This window comes from Ruminococcus sp. FMBCY1 (assembly GCF_023921805.1).
Classification (GTDB): domain Bacteria; phylum Bacillota; class Clostridia; order Oscillospirales; family Acutalibacteraceae; genus Ruminococcoides; species Ruminococcoides intestinale_A.
The window spans coordinates 1,113,950-1,134,870 of sequence record NZ_CP074197.1 but is presented as its reverse complement, the minus strand read 5'-3'; the positions used below and the strand labels follow the sequence as shown (position 1 = coordinate 1,134,870).

Here is a 20,921-nt window from a genome sequence, read left to right as displayed (position 1 = left end):
GCAGAGGTAAGTATGAACAGAGAAGAATATGAAATTTCTATTGAAGAATTAAAGAGACTTGATAAAAACACTTGTACGGTGATTGATATAAGAGATGAGATTTCTTATAACTACGGAAATATTCCAAACTCGGTAAATATTCCGCTTGAGAAAATTAAAAATGATAAAAGCATTTTGCCGAAAGATAAGAGATTGATTATTTGCTGCAAAAGCGGTCAAATAAGCGATACTCTTGCAGAAGAGTTGCGAGAAGACGGCTACGATGCGGTAAATCTTGTGAACGGATATTACGGCTGGCTAAAGGATAAATTTACCGATGACGATTATGCGGCAGATGTTGAAAAAAGTATAAGAAAAAAATTCAGCAAGACCATATGGGGCAGATTTACAAAAGCTGTAATTGAGTATGAACTTGTAAAGCCGAATGATAAAATAGCCGTATGTATTTCGGGCGGCAAAGATTCTATGCTTATGGCAAAGCTTTTTCAGGAACTTAAAAGGCATAATAAATTTCCGTTTGAGCTTGTATATCTTGTAATGGACCCGGGATACAGCGTTGAAAACAGAGATGTTATTGAGAACAACGCAAGAAAGCTGAATATTCCGATTACGGTTTTTGAAACACAGATTTTTGAGTCGGTATATAATGTGGAAAAGTATCCGTGTTATCTCTGTGCAAGAATGAGAAGAGGATACCTCTACAAAAAGGCTAAGGAACTTGGCTGTAATAAAATTGCACTCGGACATCATTATGACGATGTTATAGAAACCATATTAATGGGTATGCTTTACGGCGGACAGGTGCAGACTATGATGCCGAAACTGCATAGTACAAATTATGAGGGAATGGAGCTTATAAGACCGCTTTACCTTATAAGAGAGGCGGAAATAAAGCATTGGAGAGATTACAATAAACTTAATTTTATACAGTGTGCGTGCAGATTTACGGATACCTGCACATCGTGCAACCCGGGCAATACAGGCTCAAAAAGACAGGAAATAAAACAGCTTATTGCGCAGCTAAAAAAAATAAATCCTCAGATAGAGAGCAACATTTTCCGCAGTGTTGAAAATGTAAATCTTAACACGATTATCTCGTATAAGAAAGATGATTATCAGCACAGTTTTCTTGATGATTACGATAAATAATTTTTAATGAAACTCAGTCATTTTGTGGCTGAGTTTTTTCTTTGAATTTTTAATAATCGGAGTTTATAAAAAGCGGCTGCTTGTCTTAAAAATTGCCAAATCATAATTTTATCACTATTTTTATGCAATTGTTAACCGAGTAATTGTATTTATCTGCCAAATAATGTACAAGTTTGAAAAAACACTTGACTTTTTGGCGATATGGATATAAAATATCTCTATCAAGCAAACATACTAAAATGATAGGTATTATAGGTTATTCAAAAATAAGTATGTTTGGCATTATGAAAGGCAAGGGTGGTTTGTATGAAAAATCATTTTAACCGAATAAATAAACGAATGTGCGGTTCTTTTGGCGGTAAGTCGATGTGTTAAAACATTTTATCGATTTACTTATTAATTTATGATAAAGCTAAAAGAAAGGTTTGATTAAAATGAAAAAAGTGTTTACTAAAAGACTTATATCCGCAATTCTTACAACAGCCCTTATCGGTACTTCTGCCTTTGCTCTTTTCGGCTGCGGAAAAGCTTCTAAAGATACTTCTAATGATGCTAAGGTACATATAACCAATGTTTCGTATGACCCTACACGAGAACTTTACGAAAGCTATAATAAAATTTTTGCCGACCATTGGAAAGCAAAAACAGGTCAGGAAGTAGAGGTTACTCAATCGCACGGCGGTTCGGGCAAGCAGGCTCTTGAGGTTGCAAACGGACTTGAGGCAGATGTAGTCACACTTGCGCTTGAGTACGATGTTAATGCCGTAAGAGATGCAGGTCTTATAAATGACGGTTGGATAAATAATTTTGAAAACGATTCTTCACCGTATACATCTACAATTGTATTCCTTGTAAGAAAAGGCAATCCGAAAAATATTAAGGATTGGAACGATCTTATAAAGGAAGGCGTCGGCGTTATTACTCCAAACCCTAAGACATCGGGCGGCGCAAGATGGAACTACCTTGCCGCATGGGCATATGCCGATAAGCTTTATAACGGTGATGAAAGCAAAATTGAAGACTTTGTAAAAAAGCTTTATCAAAATGTACTTGTACTTGATTCGGGTGCAAGAGGAGCAACAACCACTTTTGTGGAAAACGGACAGGGCGACGTGCTTTTAGCTTGGGAAAACGAGGCTTATCTTTCTATTAAGGACCATCCGGACGAATATGAAATTATAACTCCGAGCGTAAGTATTCTTGCACAACCGTCGGTTGCCGTTGTTGATGAAGTAGTTGACAGCAGAGGAACAAGAGAGGTTGCTACCGAATATCTTAGCTACTTATACAGCGACGAGGCACAGAGGATTGCAGGCGATAATTATTACCGTCCATACAATCAGGATATTTTGAAAGAGTATTCAGATGTATTCGATTTAAATATTAACCTTGTTACAATTAGTGACTTCGGCGGTTGGGACGAGGCACAAAAAACACATTTCGCAGACGGCGGAATATTTGATAAAATTTACGAAAAATAATTAACTATGCGTATGTGTTCGGCTGTTTTGCGGCTGAACACTATGCTTTGTATTTACAAGAAAAGCGGGTGTAAGAATGAATAAAACTAAAAAAGCAAAACGAGTTATCCCCGGCTTTGGCTTATCTATGGGAGTTACTGTATCAATACTTAGCATAATCGTATTGATTCCGCTTGCTTCTCTTGTGATTTACACAGCACAGATGAGCTGGTCGGATTTTATAGATACGGTTACAAGCGAAAGAGTAATGGCAAGTTATCAGGTAAGCCTTATTACCGCATTCATAGCCTCTGCAATAAATGCGGTTATGGGTGTTATACTTGCATGGGTGCTGGTTCGTTATAAATTTCCGGGTAAAAGAATACTTGACGGAATGATTGAACTCCCTTTTGCACTGCCGACAGCGGTTGCGGGTATTGCGCTTACTTCTTTAACAGCCGATACAGGTTACATAGGCAGTTTTTTCGCACAGTTTGGCATAAGCATTGCGTACACAAGGGTAGGTATTACTTTTGCGCTTGTATTTATAGGTATTCCGTTTGTTGTAAGAGCGGTTCAGCCTGTACTCGAAAAACTTGACCCTGTTTACGAAGAGGCTGCAGGTGTAATGGGCGCAAGCAGAATAAAGATTTTTTGGAAGATTATTTTTCCTGAAATTCTCCCGTCAATTCTTACAGGTTTCGGACTTGCGTTCGGCAGATGTCTCGGCGAGTACGGCTCGGTAATTTTTATAGCAGGCAACAAGCCTTTTGAAACTGAAATTACACCGCTCATTATTATGTCAAAGCTGCAGGAGTTTGATTATAAGAGCGCTACAGCAATTGCACTTGTAATGCTTGCGGCATCATTCTTAATCTTGTTTGTTGTAAATCTTATTCAGGCAAGAAATTCAAAAATATTAAAGGGAGGAAGATAATATGCACGAAGAAACAAAAGGTTCAAAGGCTGTAAAGTGGATATTAATAGGTATCAGCGTTTTGTTTTTATTCATTATGCTTGTACTTCCTCTTGCAACTGTGCTGACAGAGGCGTTAAAGAGCGGCTGGCAGGTGTTTTGGGACGCAGTAAGCGACGAATATACTTTAAAAGCTGTTTTGCTTACACTTGAGGCAACAGCGTGCGCAGTTGTTTTCAATACAATATTCGGATTGTTCGCTGCGTGGTCTGTAACAAAGTTTTACTTTAAAGGTAAAAAAATTCTTACCACACTCATCGACTTACCCGTTACCGTATCGCCTGTAATTGCAGGTCTGATATTTGTACTTACCTTTGGTAGACAAAGTGTTTTGTATCCTCTTTTACAGGAACTTGATATAAAAGTAATTTTTGCGGTTCCGGGTATTATTCTTGCAACAATATTTGTTACATTTCCGTTTATCTCACGAGAGCTTATTCCCGTTCTTGAATCACAGGGAACAGATGAGGAAGAGGCTGCCGCATTAATGGGAGCAAAGGGACTTACAATTTTCAGAAAGATAACATTTCCGCATATTAAATGGGCGTTTCTGTACGGCATAGTTTTATGTGCGGCAAGAGCAATGGGCGAGTTCGGCGCAGTGTCTGTACTTTCGGGACATCTGCGTGGAAAAACCAATACATTGCCACTCCATATAGAAATTTTATTTAACGAATTTAAAACCGTACCTGCTTTTGCGGTATCGGCAATTCTTGTAATTATGGCGGTAATAATTCTGATTATCAGAAGTGTAATTGAATACAAAGGAAAGAAGGAATCGTAATGTATGTAGAACTTAAAAATATAAATAAAACCTTTGGCAATTACAAGGCGTCTGATAATGTGAATTTCACAATTGAGCAGGGAAAACTTATAGGACTTTTAGGTCCGTCGGGCAGCGGAAAAACCACAATTCTAAGAATGATTGCCGGACTTGAAACTCCCGACAGCGGCGAAATTATTATTGACGGCAAGGTCGTAAATGATATTCCGGCAAGCAAACGAGGAATAGGTTTTGTATTTCAGAATTACGCACTTTTCAGATATATGACTGTTTTCGACAACATTGCGTTTGGTCTTAAAATTCAGAAAAAGGACAAAAAATATATAAAAGAAAGAGTAAGCGAACTTGTTGAACTTATCGGATTAAAGGGACTTGAAAAGCGTTATCCGAGTCAGCTTTCGGGCGGTCAGAAACAGAGAGTAGCGTTTGCAAGAGCACTTGCACCTAACCCGACGCTTTTACTGCTTGACGAGCCGTTTGCGGCTATTGACGCAAAGGTAAGACAGGAGCTTCGCTCGTGGCTTAAAGAAATGATTGAAAAGCTCGGAGTTACAAGTATATTTGTAACTCACGACCAAGATGAGGCTATTGAGGTTGCCGATGAAATCATTATTACAAACAAAGGCAGAATCGAGCAGATAGGCACACCGATGGAAATATATCAGAAACCGCAGACAGCCTTTTCCGCATCTTTCTTCGGTCAGACAACCGTGCTTGACGATTATACAAAATTTAAAACCTTTGATGTTGTGGAGGGTGCGGACAAAGCTATTGTAAGACCTGAATTTATAAAGATTACCAAGTTGAACGAACCGTTCAGACAAAAAGCGTCCGTATCGGTCGGCGAGGTAGTGAAAACAGCTTTCAGAGGCAACAACATTGAAGTTACGGTAAAATGTGACGGCGGCGTAATTAACGGAGTACGAGGACTTGAAGAACCTGCAGTTTATCACGGCGAAAAGGTAAATGTATTCTTATACAGACTGTTTGTTACAAAGGGAGATAACGCATTTATTCTTGAAAACAAATCTCTCACAGAGGAATCCGTAGTAATTTAATTTACAGACAAACTAAAACACACCGATTGGCTTTTCAATCGGTGTGTTGCTCTATAGATTATTTTATTAAATCTTTAACCACTTCGCCTGCAATTATAAGACCGACTACTGACGGTACAAATGCTATACTGCCGGGCACTTGTCGCCTTTGTGTGCATTTTCTTGCAGTTCCGGGAGGGCAGATGCAGTTTGTTTCGCAGCTTATTGCCATATCTTCAATAGGGGTGATAGGCTTTTCCTTTGAATATACAACCTTAAGTTTTTTAATGCCACGCTTTTTAAGTTCATTACGCATTACTCTTGCAAGAGGGCATACGGAAGTTTTGTAAAGATCGGCAACTTCAAAAGCACTTGCATCAAGTTTATTTCCCGCACCCATTGAACAGATTATAGGGGTGTTCGCTTTTTTTGCCTGCATAACAAGTTCTATTTTGCCTGTTACCGTGTCAATAGCGTCTACTATGTAATCATACTGTGTAAAATCAAATTCGGCGGAGGTTTCAGGAGTGTAGAATTTCTGATGCTTGTTTATGATTATATTCGGATTGATTTCTTTCAGCCTTTCTTCGGCAACATCTACTTTGTATTTGCCTACTGTTTTTCTTGTGGCAAATATCTGACGATTAATATTTGTAAGGCATACTTTGTCATCGTCTATAAGGTCAAGTTGGCCTATTCCTGTGCGTGCGAGCGCTTCGGCAGTGTATCCGCCTACACCGCCTATTCCGAATATTGCAACCTTTGCATTTGCAAGTTTTTCCATTGCCTCTGCTCCGAGCAAAAGCTGTGTTCTTGAAAATTGATTAAGCATTGATTTTCTCCTTAATATAAAAACTTAGTTTATCGTCCGAAATTTGTATCTTGTAATTCATATTACGAAAAAAGTTTTCTGCGTGTTTTAATACTTCATCACTCGGTACTTCGTCAAATGAAAAATATTGTCCGCCGCAGGCATCGTGAAAATGCAGATAAGTATTAAAGTTATCCATAAGTTCGGCTTTCAAGATTTTTACCGTATCAAATTTAACTGTCATAGCTGCTCCTTAATTTATCATTCCTATCTATACAATAAGTATTATATTTCAATCATTTGTTTTGTCAATAGCAAAATTAAAAAATTATTGACTTTACTTATCGGTAATAGTATAATAAAACATATTAATTCAGTAGGTTTAATATGATATAGCCCGTTTGTTTATTTTTATTATAAATCTTAACTTAAAAATAATGCATAAAATTGACAACGCTATACCTTAGTATTAAAATAACAGGGTAGAATTAAATTGGGTGGATAAAGATGTATTGCATAAGTGTAAATTATAAAAATTCAGATGTGAATATCAGAAAAAAACTTGCTTTTTCCGAAAATGTACAAAAAGAATTTCTAACTGAACTTATAAACGGAAAAACCGTAAGCGAGTGCGTTATTCTTTGCACCTGTAACAGAACAGAACTTTATTTTTGCGGAAATGAAGACAGCCTAAATACAGTGCAAAATCTGCTTTCAAACTATTCGGGAATAGAATGTGATTTGCTTAAAAAGCATTTGTATTTGTTCTATTCCGATAAAGCGGTAATGCATCTTTTCAGAGTGGTAAGCGGAATTGAATCTATGGTAATAGGCGAGGACGAAATATTGGGGCAAATCAAACTCGCATACACCAAGGCAAAGGATTTGGGTATGACAGGCTGCGAGCTCAATATGATTTTTCAGTCCGCCATGGCCTGCGCCAAAAAGATAAAAACTCAGACGGCGCTTTCCAAAACCTCGGTGTCAACGGCAACGCTTGCAGGAAATGAAATTGCGCATTTTAAAGACAGGGTGAATGTTCTTGTAATAGGCGCAACGGGCAAGATAGGCACAACGCTTGTAAAAAATCTTTTGTCGCACAAAAATGTGAATATTATTGCAACCTCACGAAAGCGCAGCGCCGAATCGGTGCAGAGCAGGGCGAGCATTACTGTTGCCGACTATGCCGACAGGTACAAGTATATTGATGATGCCGACTGCGTAGTCAGCGCTACCGCAAGTCCGCATTACACTGTTACATATTATGATTTAAAGAAGAATATAAAAACCGATAAGCCAAGACTTTTTATAGATCTTGCCGTACCTCCTGACATTGACGGCTCGGTTGCAGAGATAAAAGGTTTAAAGCTGATCGGAATAGATTATTTTGAAAAGCTTGCAAAGAACAACAATGAGCTTAAACTTGACAGTGTGGAAAGCGCAAAAGAGATTATAAAAGAAGAAAGCGATGTACTTAAAAAAGACATAGCTTTTCACTTTTTTTTACCGCATATGGAGAGTGTAAAAAATAAACTCAGTGAAAATTCGTTAGAAGAAATATTATATAAATTCAAAGCCGAGTTACCGTCAGAAGAATTTATAAAGGTACTTGATGCATTTAAAAGTTGTGGAGAAAAGATATAATGGCATATTTTCCTTTTTATATTGATATAGAAAATAAAAATATTCTTGTAGTGGGCGGCGGAACGGTAGCTTTAAGAAAGATAGAAAAGCTGTCGCCTTTTAAGCCGAGTATTACCGTGGTATCCCCGAAAATCTGCGAGGAGATTTTAAAGTTTAATGTGAAAGCCGTTGAGCGTGAGTTTGATGACAACGATTTAAACGGTGCTTTTTGTGTTATCAGTGCTACCGATAACGAACAGGTGAACTCGCATATATTTGAATTATGCAAGGAGAAAAATATTCTTGTAAATACTGTTGATGACAAAGAAAAATGCGGATTTATTTTTCCTGCGCTTGTACAAAAAAATTCCGTTACTGTCGGTATTACCACATCGGGCAAAAGTCCGATATATGCAAAGTATTTAAAAGAGCAGTTTTTAAATATGCTTGAAAATACAAATTCCGATACCGCAGAAACATTGTGGCAGTACAGAGAATACATAAAGGAAAACACAGCGGACGAAGAGTTAAGAAAGAAAGTTTTTTCGGCACTTATGGGTATGTGCCTTTGCGGAGAAAGTATTGATACCGATGTTGTTAATAAAATTATAAAGGAAAACAGCTGATATGAAAGTAAGAATAGGTACAAGAAAAAGCAAACTTGCCCTTGCACAGACAGAGATGTTTGCAAATGCTTTGAAAAAGAGATTTGACGATATAGATACAGAAATAGTTTGCATTTCAACAAAAGGAGATAAAATTCTTGATAAACCGCTTGCAATGATAGGCGGAAAGGGAGTTTTTATCTCTGAACTTGAGAATGCTTTATTAAGCGGAGCGGCAGATATGGCAGTGCACAGCGCAAAAGATCTGCCTCTTGAACTTGCAGACGGACTTGAAATATCCTCTGCTTTAAATCGTGGCAATTATCGTGATGTGCTTGTTACAAGAAAAAATGAGCCGATAAAAAACGAAGAAAAATTTATTGTCGGCACAGGCAGTCTTAGACGCCGTGGCTTTATAAAAAAACAGTATCCGCTTGTACAGATTAAAGATATAAGAGGAAATGTTGACACAAGAATTAATAAACTTATTAATAAAGAATATGACGCAATTATTCTTGCGGCGGCAGGACTTGAAAGATTGTCGCTTTATAACAGTGAAAAATACGATGTAACACCTTTTGAATATTCTGATTTTCTCCCTGCGCCTTGTCAGGCAATCGTAGTTGCGGAGAGTAAAACAGGCAGTGCGATTTCAGAAAGGTTAAAAGAAATTAGTCATACAGAAACTATGCTTGAATTTGAAACAGAAAGACAGATTCCAAAGTTGCTAAACGCAGATTGCGGTATGCCTGTCGGCGCTTTTTCAAAGGTAACAAACGGCAAAATAGAGCTTATAATTTCTACAGATTGTAAAAAAACAATATCGGGCAGTGCCGATATTAAAGACAGGTTTAATCTTGCAAAAAGGTTGGTGAGCGAGTTGTGAACAACGGAAAAGTTTATCTTGTGGGAGCAGGGTGCGGCGATTATGACTTAATAACTCTGCGTGGACAGAATTGTCTGAAAAAATGCGATGTCGTTGTATATGACAGCCTTACCGACAAGCTGTTGCTTGAGTATGCGGATAATGCAGAAAAAATTTGTGTCGGAAAACGAGCAGGAAAGCATAGTGAAAAGCAGGAGAATATAAACGAAATTCTCATTGCAAAAGCAAACGAAGGCAAGACTGTTGTGCGCCTAAAAGGCGGAGATCCGTTCGTTTTCGGCAGGGGAGGAGAGGAAGTACAGGCACTTCAAAGTCACAATATTCCTTATGAAGTTATCCCCGGTATTTCCTCGGCAATAGCAGTTCCCGAAATTGCGGGTATTCCTGTTACTCACAGAAATTTAAGCCGCAGTGTACACATAATCACAGGTCATACGGCGCAGGATACCTTACCGAAAAATATACGGGAATACGCAAAACTTGACGGTACACTTGTATTTTTAATGGGACTTAGAAAATTACCCGAAATTGTAAAAGGTCTTACAGAAAACGGCAAAAGCGAAAATACGCCTGTCGCAATTGTGTCAAACGGCGCATATGCAAAGGAAAGTACGGTAAGAGGTACTTTAAAAAATATTTGCAGTCTTGCAGAGCAAAGCAAAGTTGAACCGCCTGCAATAATCGTAGTGGGAGAAGCAGTGGGGCTTGACTTTTCCGCTACAATAGAAAAGCCGCTCAAAAATAAAACCGTTGCGGTTACAGGTACGCATAAATTGTCTGCGAAACTTGGCAGAGAACTTATGTCGCTCGGTGCGAGAATCAACCGTATTGATTATCTTAGTGTAAAGGAATACCGACAAAACGAGCAGCTTGACAAAGCACTTTCAAACGTTAATAATTATAATTACATAGTGCTTACAAGTATGAACGGCGCTGAAATTTTTATTAAAAAATTGAGAGCGTTAAAGGTTGATGTTCGCAAACTGTGTAATATAAAATTTGCCGTTATCGGCAGCGGAACAGCGGGTATTCTTGAAAAATACGGCATTTTTGCCGATATTATTCCAAAGGTTTATACTTCTGCGGATTTGGGAAATCTTTTGGCAGATACGGTAAACAAAAATGAGCGTGTGTTGATTTTGCGTGCGGAAAACGGCTCAAAAGAACTTACTGAAATTTTAAGTCGCAATAATATAATTTATGACGATGTAAAGACCTATGACATTCAGTCGGAAAGTAAGCCGGAGGGCGGAATTATTACCTCCGATTACATAACCTTTGCAAGTTCTTCGGGCGTAAACGCTTTTTTTGAAAGCGGATATGCTGTTAGCGAAAACACAAAAATTGTTTGTATTGGCGAGATAACCGCAAAGGCTTTGCATAAGTACAATATAGCCGATTACAAAATTGCAAAAACAAAAGATGTAGTCGGAATTATCAATACAATTATTTCAGATGTTAAAAAAGAGAGTGATTTTTAATGAGAAGATTCAGACGACTGAGATCAAATGAAAGTATACGCAGTCTTGTGCGTGAAACAAGAGTAGATAAGAAAGACCTTATTTACCCGATTTTTGTTGCCGAGGGCGAAAATATAAAAAAGCCCGTGGAATCTATGCCAAATGTTTATCAGTATTCACTTGACAGATTAGATGAAATTTTAGCGGAAATAAGTGAGAGTTCGATTGCGGGAATATTAATTTTCGGTATTCCGAAACACAAGGACGAGCTTGCAAGCGGCGCTTATGACGAAAACGGAATTACCCAGCAGGCTATCCGATATATAAAAGTTAAATATCCGTCAATGCTTATAATTGCCGATGTGTGTCTTTGCGAATATACAAGTCACGGACATTGCGGTGTTGTATGCGGTCATAAAATATTGAACGACGAAACCCTGCCGCTGCTTTCAAGAATGGCGGTAAGCCTTGCAAAGGCAGGTGCGGACATTATTGCTCCGTCAGATATGATGGACGGCAGAGTGTCTGCAATCAGAAATGCTCTTGATGAAAACGGCTTTGCAGATACTCCTATACTTTCTTACAGTGCAAAGTTTGCGTCTGCATATTATTCACCGTTCAGAGATGCCGCCGAGTCCGCACCTGAATTCGGCGATAGAAAAAGCTATCAGATGGACTATGCAAACGGCAAAGAGGCATTGCGAGAGATTGAAGACGATATAGAAGAGGGCACAGATATGGTTATGGTAAAGCCTGCGCTTGCGTATCTTGATGTTGTAAAAGCCGCAAGAGAGCGTTTTGATTTACCGCTTGTAGTGTACAATGTCAGCGGCGAATATGCGATGGTAAAGGCAGCGGCAGAAAAAGGTTGGATAGACGAAAAGAAAGTCGTTTCCGAAAATCTAATCGCTATGAAAAGGGCGGGTGCGGATATTATAATTACATATCACGCACTTGACGCCGCAAAGTGGATTGACGAATTTTACAAGTAAGAGGTGGCAAAAATGAATATTCAAAATTCGGAAAAGTTTTATGCCCAAGCTCAAAATTTTATGCCCGGAGGAGTAAACAGCCCTGTTCGTGCGTGCCGTGCGGTTGGCAGAGCGCCGTTGTTCATCGACCACGCAAAGGGTTCAAAAATCTATGATGTCGACGGCAACGAATACATCGATTATATTTGCTCATGGGGTCCGAATATTCTCGGACACGCTAACGAAAGAGTTATAAATGCAGTAACCGAAACCTGTCAAAGAGGACTTACATTCGGCGCTTGTCACAGCGGAGAAATCGAACTTGCAAAACTTATAAAAAAGCATTTTCCGTCAATGGAAATGTTAAGACTTGTAAATTCGGGTACAGAGGCGGTTATGAGTGCAATCCGTGCCGCAAGGGGTTATACAAAGAGAGATAAAATAGTTAAGTTTGAGGGTTGCTATCACGGTCATTCGGACGGTCTGCTTGTAAAATCGGGTTCAGGACTTCTTACCAATTCTATCCCCGACAGTGCAGGTGTTCCTAAAGGATATACGGATAATACCCTGCTTGCAAAATACAATAATAAAGAGTCGGTAGAAAAACTTTTTGAGGAGCACGGTGATGATATTGCCTGCGTTATTGTAGAGCCTTGTGCCGCCAATATGGGTGTTGTACCGCCGCAGGAGGGCTTTTTACGGTTTTTGAGAGATATTACGCTAAAATATAATTCTCTGCTTATTTTTGACGAAGTTATTACGGGTTTTCGACTTAGCATTGGCGGTGCTCAAAAATATTACAATGTTAAACCAGACCTTACCACACTTGGCAAAATTGTAGGCGGAGGTATGCCTTTGGCTGTGTACGGCGGTAAAAAAGAAGTTATGCAGTGCGTTGCTCCGCTCGGTTCGGTGTATCAGGCAGGCACACTTTCAGGTAATCCCGTTGCCGTAAGTGCGGGAATTGAAACCTTAAAAATCCTTGAGGAAAACGAAGCTGAAATTTATACAAGGCTTGAGAAAATTTCATTGCAGCTTGAAAATGCCATGCAAGAATCGGGAATGAATGTGAATCGTGTAGGTTCAATTATGACGGTTTTCTTTACCAATGAAAAGGTAAAAGATTATGATACAGCCAAAACTGCCGATACTGCCCGATTTGCCGAATATTTCAGACATATGCAGGACAACGGAATATATACAGCTCCGTCACAGTTTGAGGCAATGTTTGTTTCGTTTGCACATACCGATGAGGATATAGATAAAACAATCAATGCAATCAAAAGTTTAGAATAATAACGAAAAGAAAAAGTGCAGCAATTCTATAATCTTGCTGCACTTTTTTTCTTTATTACACAGCCTTAGCCTGTGCAATAATTTCGTTTTGTTTGTAATGTTCCGTAATTTCTGCCAGAGTTATACTTTCGGCATAGTTTTGCAGGTATGATGACATTGCGCTCCACAATCTGTCGTTTATAAGTTCCGTCATCATATCGTTTTTATCTCTGCTGTCAAAATAAACATCATTAAGCACCCTTGTGTCAAGAGCGTTTAATATGTCTTTAAAAGTAATTTTACTCAAATCTCTTGCAACTACATAACCGCCGTTAAGTCCCTTTTGTCCACGAATAAGGTTTGCAGAGGTGAGGGACGGCAGTATTTGTTCAAGATATTTTTTAGATATATTGTGCCTTTTGGCAATATCGGGAGCGGTGACCGAACAGCCGTTTTGAGAATAAACCGCTATGTCGATTATCGCCATAATGCCAAATTCAACTTTTGTTGATATTTTCAATTAATAATCAGCCCCTTATACAGAAGAAAAGCCTGTTTTGGAGCAGAATATGCCTGACTAAGCGTATTAAATATAGATTAACATTTTTTAAGGAAAAAATCAATACTTACCAAATAAATATGTATTGTATATAATGACAGATTTTAGAATAATATGGAATAAAATTTGTAAAACAGGGAAAATCCTACAAAACCTATTGAAATACTAAGTTAAATGCGTTATAATCTACAGTATCATCTTGCAGATAAGCTTTTGCAGGATAAGCATTGACTAAGCAAATATGATTTAAAAGGGATGGGAAGCTTATGGAGTTTAATACAGCGTTATTGCACAAAAATTTTAGCGGTGATAAGGCGTCGGGCTCTACTATGACTCCTATTTATCAGGTAAGTGCTTTTTCGCACAGCTCTGCCGAACAGCTTGAAAAAGTGTTCAACAACAAAGCGCCCGGATATGCTTATTCAAGAATAGGCAATCCTACGGTGGCTTCTTTTGAGGCAAGAATTGCCGCCCTTGAAAACGGTTCAGGTGCTGTTGCGTGTTCGTCAGGTATGGCAGCAGTTACAATGGCACTTCTTAATATATTGGAGTCCGGTGACGAAATAATAGTAGGCGCAGGTCTTTTTGGCGGAACTATTGATTTGTTAAAGGATTTGGAGGCATTCGGCATAACCGCTCACTTTGCAGACGAGGTTACACCGCAGAATGTTGAACCGCTTATCAACGAGCGCACAAGAGCAGTGTTTGCGGAACTTATCGGCAATCCGAAACTCGATATTGTGGATATTGAGGCAGTATCAAATCTTGCACACAGATACAATATACCTCTTATTATAGACAGCATCACGGCAACACCGTATCTTGTTCACCCGATTGATTTCGGTGCTGACATTGTTGTTCATTCAACTTCAAAGTATATTAACGGCGGCGGAAACGCAATCAGCGGTATAATAATTGACAGCGGTAAATTTGAATGGGATACAGAGAAATTCAAAGGTATGAAAGAATACAAAAAATACGGTAAACTTTCGTATCTTGCAAAACTGCGAAACGGTATATGGCGAAACTTCGGTTGTTGTCTTGCTCCGTTTAATGCATTTTTAAATTCTGTCGGTCTTGAAACATTGGGACTGAGAATGGAGTGTCTTTGCAGCAACGCATTGAAACTTGCACAATTTTTTGAAACCTGTAAAGATATTGAGGTTAATTACCCGGCACTTGAAAGTTCAGAGTATTACGCACTTACACAAAAACTTTTAAAAGGCAAAGGCGGTGCGATTCTTACAATAAGAGCCGGCAGTAAAGAAAAAGCCTTTGAACTTATAAATAATTTGAAGTTTGCAACCAACGCTACAAATATCGGTGACACACGAACATTGGTAATTCATCCGTCAAGCACAATTTACGCACACAGTACAGAACAGCAGAAAGAGAACGCAGGTGTGTTTGACGATACAATCCGAATCAGCGTCGGTATAGAGGACATTGCAGATCTGATTGAGGACTTCGGAAATGCAATAAGTAAAATAAACAATTAGTTTTGGGGGATTCACAATGGCAGTTGATTATTCAACATTTAAAAAAGGCGGATTTATGCGCCAAAAACAAAAAGATAATTTTTCCCTTCGTTTAAGAGTGGTAGGCGGAAATCTTACGGCAAAACAACTTGCCAAGATTGCAGAAGTAGCAGAAAATTTCGGTGACGGCTATGTGCATCTTACCTCAAGACAAAGTGTTGAAATTCCGTTTATTAAACTTGACGATGTTGAAAATGTAAAGGCGGCACTTGCCGAGGGCGATGTTGAACCCGGTGTATGCGGTCCGAGAGTAAGAACAATTACAGCTTGTCAGGGACAGGCAATTTGCCCGAGCGGTTGTATTGATACATATTCACTTGCAAAAGAACTTGACGACAGATATTTTGCAAAAGAACTTCCGCATAAATTTAAATTCGGTATTACAGGATGTCAGAACAACTGCCTTAAGTCAGAGGAAAACGACCTGGGAATTAAGGGCGGAATAAAGGTTGACTGGAGAGAAAGTGACTGTATAGGTTGCGGCGTTTGCGTAAAGGCTTGCCGACAGGGTGCTATCACTCTTGAGGACGGAAAAATTTCCGTTGACAAGTCAAAATGTAATTTCTGCGGAAGATGCTATAAGGCTTGCCCGACCGACGCTTGGGATACCGTTCACGGTTACATAGTTTCATTCGGCGGACTTTTCGGCAACTCAATTAACAAAGGTGAAACAATCATTCCTTTTGTTGAAGATAAAGAAAAACTTTTGAAAATCTGTGATGCGGCTGTTAATTTCTTTGAAGAAAATGCAAAGCCGAGCGAACGCTTTAAGTTCACAATCGACAGAGTAGGCAGAGAAAAATTTGAAGAGAAGATATTGGAGGCATACAATGGCTGATTTTATTATTGACGATACAGTAGATATTACCGATGTTGTCTGCCCGACAACATTTGTTAAGGCAAAGGTTGCTCTTGAGGAGCTTGACGACGGTCAGATTTTAAGTGTTAAAATGAATGACGGTGAACCTGTACAGAATGTTCCGAGAAGTATCAAGGAAGAGGGTCACAAAATTTTAAAACTCATTGATAACGAGGACGGTACTTATAATCTTATAGTTAAAAAGGTTGGTGATTAAATGCCGACAAGAATCAGTAAAGACAATTTTGAAAAAGAAGTTTTACAGGCAGATAAAACTGTACTCGCTGATTTTTATTCAGACAGCTGTGTGCCTTGTAAAAGACTTTCACCGGTACTTTTCGCACTTGAAGAAGAATATGCCGAAAAGCTCAAAATTGTTAAAATCAATATAAATTTTGATTCAGAGCTTGCCGAAAAATACGAGGTACAGGCAGCGCCGACTTTGGTATTTTTTAAAAACGGCGAAGAGGTTTCAAGACTGCGAGGCGCAGTAAAACAAGCAGAAATTAAAGAAGTTATTGAAAAATCAGTTTAAAGGGGTTATTATTATGACAATCACAGTTGCAGGTAATAAAAAAGAAGTAGCAGAAGGACTTACAGTAGCACAGCTTATTATTGACGAAGATGTAGAAACACCGGAGTATGTAACAGTAAGTGTAAACGACGAATTTCTTGCAAGCGGTACTTTTGAAGAAACCGTACTCAAGGACGGCGATGTAGTTGAATTTCTTTATTTCATGGGAGGCGGTCAGTAATGGCATTTACTAACGAACAGCTTGAGCGTTATTCCCGTCACATCATTCTCAAAGAGGTTGGTGCAAAGGGACAGAAAAAGTTGCTTAACGCAAAAGTGCTTATAATCGGTGCAGGCGGACTCGGTGCACCAGTAGCAATGTATCTTGCCGCTGCCGGTATCGGTACAATCGGTATTGCCGATGCTGACGAGGTTGACCTTTCAAATCTTCAGCGCCAGATTATTCACGCTACAAAAGATGTAGGCAAGCCAAAGGTAGAATCGGCAAAGGAAACTATGGAGGCTATGAATCCCGATGTTACGGTAAAAACTTACCATACCTTTGTTACAAGTGAAAATATTATGGACCTTATCAAAGATTACGATTTCATCATTGACGGTACCGATAATTTCCCGGCAAAGTTTCTTATAAATGACGCTTGCGTAATGGCTAAAAAACCTTTTTCACACGCAGGTATTATCAGATTTCAGGGACAGCTTATGACATATGTGCCCGGTGAAGGTCCTTGCTACCGTTGTGTATTTAAAAACCCACCGCCAAAGGACGCAGTTCCTACTTGTAAGCAAGCGGGTGTAATCGGAGCAATGGGCGGTGTTATCGGCAGTTTGCAGGCAATGGAGGCTATTAAGTATATTCTCGGCAAGGGTGATTTACTCACAGGATATTTACTTACATACGATGCACTCAAAATGGAATTTCGTAAGATAAAACTTCCGTCAAATACACATAATTGTGCGGTTTGCGGTGATCATCCTACAATTACCGAGCTTATAGATTACGAACAGGCAGAATGTGACGGTGTTCATTTATGATTAAATTATCAAAAGCTGATTATAATAAAATTGTGGCTCACGCAGAAAGTGAGCTGCCTAACGAGGCTTGCGGATTGATTGCGGGTACGGTTGACGGCGAAAACAAGGAGATTAAAAAAGTTTATCTTCTTTCAAACATCGACCATTCAAACGAGCATTTTTCGCTTGACCCAAAGGAACAGCTTGCGGCGGTAAAGGATATGCGACAGAACGGTTTTGTACCGCTCGGTAACTGGCATTCACATCCCGAATCTCCGTCAAGACCGTCGGATGAGGACAAGCGACTTGCATATGACAGCAAGGCAAGCTATATGATTTTGTCACTTATGGACAGAGAAAATCCCGTGCTAAATTCATTTAAAATCAACGGCACAGCTTCAGAAAAGGAAGAATTGGTTATTTACTAAACAAGGAGGGAAATTATGTACGACATAGTTATTATCGGAAGCGGTCCGGCAGGACTTTCTTCGGCAATTTATGCTCAACGAGCAGGACTTAAGGCAGTTGTGGTTGAGAAAAACTACCTTGGCACAGGTCAGATTTCAGAAAGCGAGCGTGTAGATAATTACCCGGGATTATACGGCGAAAACGGCTTTGATTTGGGCGAAAAGTTCAGATCACACGCAGAAAGCCTCGGTACTGAATTTATAGAGGGAGAGGCTGTTAAAATCAGCAAAAACACAACTGATTACAGCATTGAACTTGACAACGGAAATTCATTAGAAACTCACACTGTAATTTATGCGGTCGGTACGGAACGCAGAAAACTTCAGGTTGAGGGTGAAAAAGAGTTTTCGGGCAGAGGAGTATCGTATTGCGCAGTTTGTGACGCTGCATTTTATAAAGATAAAATCACAGCTGTTGCAGGCGGCGGAGATACCGCACTTGGCGATGCGGCTTTGCTTTCAAAGTTTGCGAAAAAAGTTTATCTTATTCATCGCAGAGATAAATTCAGAGCCAATAAAACCTTACAGCAAAAAGTTGAAAATATTTCTAATGTAGAAATATTGCTTAATTCGCAGATAAAAAAGATTAACGGCAGTAATAAGGTTGAGTCGATTACAGTTGATAAAAACGGCGCAGAAGCCGAAATCAAAGTTGACGGCGTTTTTGTTGCAGTCGGCAGTGTGCCTAATTCGGCAATTCTTAGGGATTTGGTTGAAGTTGACAATAACGGCTATATTGTTGCAAATGAGGACGGAGTAACTTCGGCAAACGGAATATTTGTTGCAGGTGATGTTCGTACCAAAAAGTTAAGACAGGTTGTAACAGCTGTATCGGACGGTGCTAATTGCGTATTATCTGCGGAAGATTATCTTGAAAAAATAAAATGATATGAAAATAAGGTGAGTGTAAAAGGGAGAGGCAGCCTATGAAAATTGAAAAATTAAGTACAGATATTCTGATAATAGGCGGAGGTACAGCAGGCTGTTATGCCGCACTCACTATTTCAGAAAATTCAGATAAAAAAGTTTTAATTTGCGAAAAGGCACACATCAAGCGCAGCGGATGTCTTGCGGCAGGAGTAAACGCTCTTAACGCATACATCGTTGAGGGAAGAAAGCCGCAGGATTATGTTGATTACGCAAAAAAAGATGCCGACGGAATTGTAAGAGAAGATTTACTCCTTACAATGTCCGAAAAGCTGAATGAGGTAACGGATAGGCTTGAAAAGTTAGGTCTTGTTATTTTAAAGGATGAAAACGGTAAGTATGTTACAAGGGGTAATAGAAACCTTAAAATAAACGGTGAAAACATTAAACCTATTCTTGCCTCGGCTGTTGAAAAAACAAAGAATGTTGAAATCCTCAACAGAGTAAACATTACAGATTTTGCCGTAAAAAACAATAAAATCAACGGTGCTTACGGTATAGGCATTGAAAACGATACATTTTACATAATAGAAGCAAAAGCCGTAATCGTTGCCACAGGCGGTGCGGCAGGTCTTTACAAGCCGAATAATCCGGGCTTTTCAAGACACAAAATGTGGTATCCTCCGTTTAATACTGGCGCAGGCTATGCAATGGGCATTAATGCGGGTGCGGAGATGACAACATTTGAAATGCGCTTTATCGCACTTCGCTGTAAAGACACCATCGCTCCGACAGGTACACTTGCACAGGGCGTCGGCGCAAAACAGGTAAATTCGCTCGGCGAGGTATATGAAACCAACTACGGACTTACAACTTCACAGCGAGTTTACGGCACAGTAAACGAAAACCAAGAGGGCAGAGGTCCGTGCTATCTTCGTACAGAGGGTATAACGACCGAGCAGGACGAATCGCTGTTAAAGGCTTATCTTAATATGGCGCCGTCACAGACAATTAAGTGGATAGAAAGCGGCAAGAACCCGTCACAGCAAAATGTTGAGATTGAGGGAACGGAACCGTATATTGTCGGCGGTCACACAGCGAGCGGCTATTGGGTTGATACCAAAAGAGCCACAACAATTGACGGATTGTTTGCAGGCGGTGATGTTGCAGGCGGTTGCCCGCAGAAGTATGTAACAGGTGCACTTGCAGAGGGTGAAATCGCAGGTATGTCGGCTATTGAGTATGTGAACAATCATACACAAGCACCGCAGCTTGAAGATGAAATAACCGATAAGCACATTGCCGAAGTTGGAGAATTTTTAACAAAAAAAGATACCCGTTATACAACGGAACAGCTTGAAGAGGCAATGCAGACTGTAATGGACAGCTATGCAGGCGGTATAAAAACAAACTACCGTTTTAACGAAAAACAGCTTGATATTGCAGACTACAAAATCAAACAGCTTATTAAACTTTCAGGCAGTTTATATGCGGAAGATTTTCAGGAGCTTATGTATATTTACGAGCTTAGGGAAAGACTTACGGTTTGCAGAAGTGTAATTGCTCACTTAAAGGCAAGAAAGGAAACCCGTTGGCACAGCTTTGCGGAAAACCTTGATTATCCGAATAAGGATGACAAAAACTTTAATAAATATGTAAATTCACGCCTCGAAAACGGCGAAATTAAAATAATTATCCGAGATTTGGTAGAGGGAGGTAAAAGCTATGAGCATTGCGATTGACAAGCAGAAGTGCATAGGCTGCGGAAGATGCCGAAATGTATGTCCCGGCAGTCTTATAAAGCTTGACAGTGACAACCGTGCTTACATAAAGTATCCGAAAGATTGCTGGGGCTGTACTTCATGTATTAAGGAATGTCCTGCATATGCAATCAGCTTTTATCTTGGTGCAGATATCGGCGGTATGGGCAGTCTTGTTCATACCGAGAAAAAGGGCGATATACTTAGTTGGATGATTGACAAGCCCGAGGGTGAAACCATTAAGATAGATATTAACCAAAAGGAATCGAATAAGTACTGAGGAGGAAT

General features: G+C 39.4%; 24 protein-coding genes. 21 read left to right on the top strand and 3 right to left on the bottom strand.

Annotation, left to right across the window (positions count from 1 at the left end; translation table 11 throughout):
* The first annotated feature begins 12 nt into the window (after positions 1 to 12).
* The 5 genes from KGF34_RS05490 (at position 13) to KGF34_RS05470 (ending at position 5,427) form a co-directional block, all read left to right on the top strand.
* Positions 13 to 1,149: an ATP-binding protein gene (locus KGF34_RS05490; protein WP_252560161.1), complete on the top strand. Its 1,137-nt coding sequence runs from the start codon at positions 13 to 15 to the stop codon at positions 1,147 to 1,149.
* 434 nt (positions 1,150 to 1,583) lie between these two features.
* Positions 1,584 to 2,630: a sulfate ABC transporter substrate-binding protein gene (locus tag KGF34_RS05485; protein ID WP_252560160.1), complete on the top strand. Its 1,047-nt coding sequence runs from the start codon at positions 1,584 to 1,586 to the stop codon at positions 2,628 to 2,630.
* Between the two features lie 76 nt (positions 2,631 to 2,706).
* Complete coding sequence (cysT, locus tag KGF34_RS05480; protein WP_252560159.1) at positions 2,707 to 3,546, top strand: sulfate ABC transporter permease subunit CysT; 840 nt, start codon at positions 2,707 to 2,709, stop codon at positions 3,544 to 3,546.
* Between the two features lies 1 nt (position 3,547).
* Complete coding sequence (cysW, locus tag KGF34_RS05475; RefSeq protein ID WP_252560158.1) at positions 3,548 to 4,369, top strand: sulfate ABC transporter permease subunit CysW; 822 nt, start codon at positions 3,548 to 3,550, stop codon at positions 4,367 to 4,369.
* The gene (locus KGF34_RS05470; RefSeq protein ID WP_249376652.1) at positions 4,369 to 5,427 is read left to right on the top strand and encodes an ABC transporter ATP-binding protein; all 1,059 of its coding nucleotides are present in this window, start codon (positions 4,369 to 4,371) and stop codon (positions 5,425 to 5,427) included. The genes cysW and KGF34_RS05470 overlap by 1 nt, the downstream gene beginning before the upstream one ends.
* A gap of 58 nt (positions 5,428 to 5,485) precedes the next feature.
* Here the strand turns inward: KGF34_RS05470 and KGF34_RS05465 are convergent, their stop codons facing one another.
* A complete protein-coding gene (locus KGF34_RS05465) occupies positions 5,486 to 6,238 on the bottom strand; it encodes a tRNA threonylcarbamoyladenosine dehydratase (RefSeq protein WP_252560157.1) in 753 nt (250 codons plus the stop codon).
* Positions 6,231 to 6,461, bottom strand: coding sequence for a hypothetical protein (locus KGF34_RS05460; protein ID WP_022233929.1), 231 nt, complete (start codon positions 6,459 to 6,461; stop codon positions 6,231 to 6,233). The genes KGF34_RS05465 and KGF34_RS05460 overlap by 8 nt, the downstream gene beginning before the upstream one ends.
* Before the next feature lie 263 nt (positions 6,462 to 6,724).
* Between KGF34_RS05460 and hemA the strand changes: the two genes are divergently transcribed.
* From hemA to hemL, 6 genes are read left to right on the top strand one after another with little or no spacing between them, the layout of a single operon-like run.
* Positions 6,725 to 7,861, top strand: coding sequence for a glutamyl-tRNA reductase (hemA, locus tag KGF34_RS05455; RefSeq protein WP_252560156.1), 1,137 nt, complete (start codon positions 6,725 to 6,727; stop codon positions 7,859 to 7,861).
* Entirely contained in the window at positions 7,861 to 8,466 is a 606-nt protein-coding gene (locus KGF34_RS05450; RefSeq protein ID WP_249376655.1) for a bifunctional precorrin-2 dehydrogenase/sirohydrochlorin ferrochelatase, read from the top strand. The genes hemA and KGF34_RS05450 overlap by 1 nt, the downstream gene beginning before the upstream one ends.
* A gap of 1 nt (position 8,467) precedes the next feature.
* Complete coding sequence (gene hemC, locus KGF34_RS05445) at positions 8,468 to 9,331, top strand: hydroxymethylbilane synthase (RefSeq protein WP_252560155.1); 864 nt, start codon at positions 8,468 to 8,470, stop codon at positions 9,329 to 9,331.
* Positions 9,328 to 10,812: a uroporphyrinogen-III C-methyltransferase gene (cobA, locus tag KGF34_RS05440; protein ID WP_252560154.1), complete on the top strand. Its 1,485-nt coding sequence runs from the start codon at positions 9,328 to 9,330 to the stop codon at positions 10,810 to 10,812. Before hemC ends, cobA begins: the two co-directional genes overlap by 4 nt.
* Positions 10,812 to 11,783, top strand: a complete 972-nt coding sequence (gene hemB / locus KGF34_RS05435) for a porphobilinogen synthase (RefSeq protein WP_252560153.1) — start codon at positions 10,812 to 10,814, stop codon at positions 11,781 to 11,783. The genes cobA and hemB overlap by 1 nt, the downstream gene beginning before the upstream one ends.
* Before the next feature lie 12 nt (positions 11,784 to 11,795).
* A complete protein-coding gene (hemL, locus tag KGF34_RS05430) occupies positions 11,796 to 13,058 on the top strand; it encodes a glutamate-1-semialdehyde 2,1-aminomutase (protein ID WP_186935155.1) in 1,263 nt (420 codons plus the stop codon).
* Positions 13,059 to 13,113: 55 nt separating this feature from the next.
* Here hemL and KGF34_RS05425 read toward each other — a convergent pair whose 3' ends face one another.
* Positions 13,114 to 13,557, bottom strand: coding sequence for an Rrf2 family transcriptional regulator (locus tag KGF34_RS05425; protein WP_252560152.1), 444 nt, complete (start codon positions 13,555 to 13,557; stop codon positions 13,114 to 13,116).
* A 305-nt stretch (positions 13,558 to 13,862) separates the two neighbouring features.
* Between KGF34_RS05425 and KGF34_RS05420 the strand changes: the two genes are divergently transcribed.
* Genes KGF34_RS05420 through KGF34_RS05375 form a run of 10 tightly spaced genes read left to right on the top strand, consistent with a single transcriptional unit; the run spans position 13,863 to position 20,913 of the window.
* Positions 13,863 to 15,095, top strand: a complete 1,233-nt coding sequence (locus tag KGF34_RS05420; protein ID WP_252560151.1) for an aminotransferase class I/II-fold pyridoxal phosphate-dependent enzyme — start codon at positions 13,863 to 13,865, stop codon at positions 15,093 to 15,095.
* 16 nt (positions 15,096 to 15,111) lie between these two features.
* Complete coding sequence (locus KGF34_RS05415) at positions 15,112 to 15,972, top strand: 4Fe-4S binding protein (protein WP_252560150.1); 861 nt, start codon at positions 15,112 to 15,114, stop codon at positions 15,970 to 15,972.
* Positions 15,965 to 16,210 (top strand): sulfurtransferase TusA family protein, encoded by a 246-nt coding sequence (locus KGF34_RS05410; RefSeq protein WP_249376662.1) that lies wholly within the window; start codon positions 15,965 to 15,967, stop codon positions 16,208 to 16,210. Before KGF34_RS05415 ends, KGF34_RS05410 begins: the two co-directional genes overlap by 8 nt.
* Positions 16,211 to 16,528, top strand: coding sequence for a thioredoxin (gene trxA / locus KGF34_RS05405; protein WP_117704918.1), 318 nt, complete (start codon positions 16,211 to 16,213; stop codon positions 16,526 to 16,528).
* A gap of 13 nt (positions 16,529 to 16,541) precedes the next feature.
* Positions 16,542 to 16,748, top strand: a complete 207-nt coding sequence (gene thiS / locus KGF34_RS05400; protein WP_022235256.1) for a sulfur carrier protein ThiS — start codon at positions 16,542 to 16,544, stop codon at positions 16,746 to 16,748.
* Positions 16,748 to 17,560, top strand: coding sequence for a thiazole biosynthesis adenylyltransferase ThiF (gene thiF / locus KGF34_RS05395; RefSeq protein ID WP_022235257.1), 813 nt, complete (start codon positions 16,748 to 16,750; stop codon positions 17,558 to 17,560). Before thiS ends, thiF begins: the two co-directional genes overlap by 1 nt.
* Positions 17,557 to 17,967, top strand: coding sequence for a M67 family metallopeptidase (locus KGF34_RS05390; RefSeq protein ID WP_178586222.1), 411 nt, complete (start codon positions 17,557 to 17,559; stop codon positions 17,965 to 17,967). The genes thiF and KGF34_RS05390 overlap by 4 nt, the downstream gene beginning before the upstream one ends.
* 15 nt (positions 17,968 to 17,982) lie before the next feature.
* Positions 17,983 to 18,894, top strand: a complete 912-nt coding sequence (locus KGF34_RS05385; protein ID WP_252560149.1) for an FAD-dependent oxidoreductase — start codon at positions 17,983 to 17,985, stop codon at positions 18,892 to 18,894.
* A gap of 38 nt (positions 18,895 to 18,932) precedes the next feature.
* Entirely contained in the window at positions 18,933 to 20,615 is a 1,683-nt protein-coding gene (locus tag KGF34_RS05380; protein ID WP_252560148.1) for an adenylyl-sulfate reductase subunit alpha, read from the top strand.
* Positions 20,599 to 20,913 (top strand): ferredoxin family protein, encoded by a 315-nt coding sequence (locus tag KGF34_RS05375; protein WP_252560147.1) that lies wholly within the window; start codon positions 20,599 to 20,601, stop codon positions 20,911 to 20,913. The genes KGF34_RS05380 and KGF34_RS05375 overlap by 17 nt, the downstream gene beginning before the upstream one ends.
* Positions 20,914 to 20,921 lie beyond the last annotated feature (8 nt).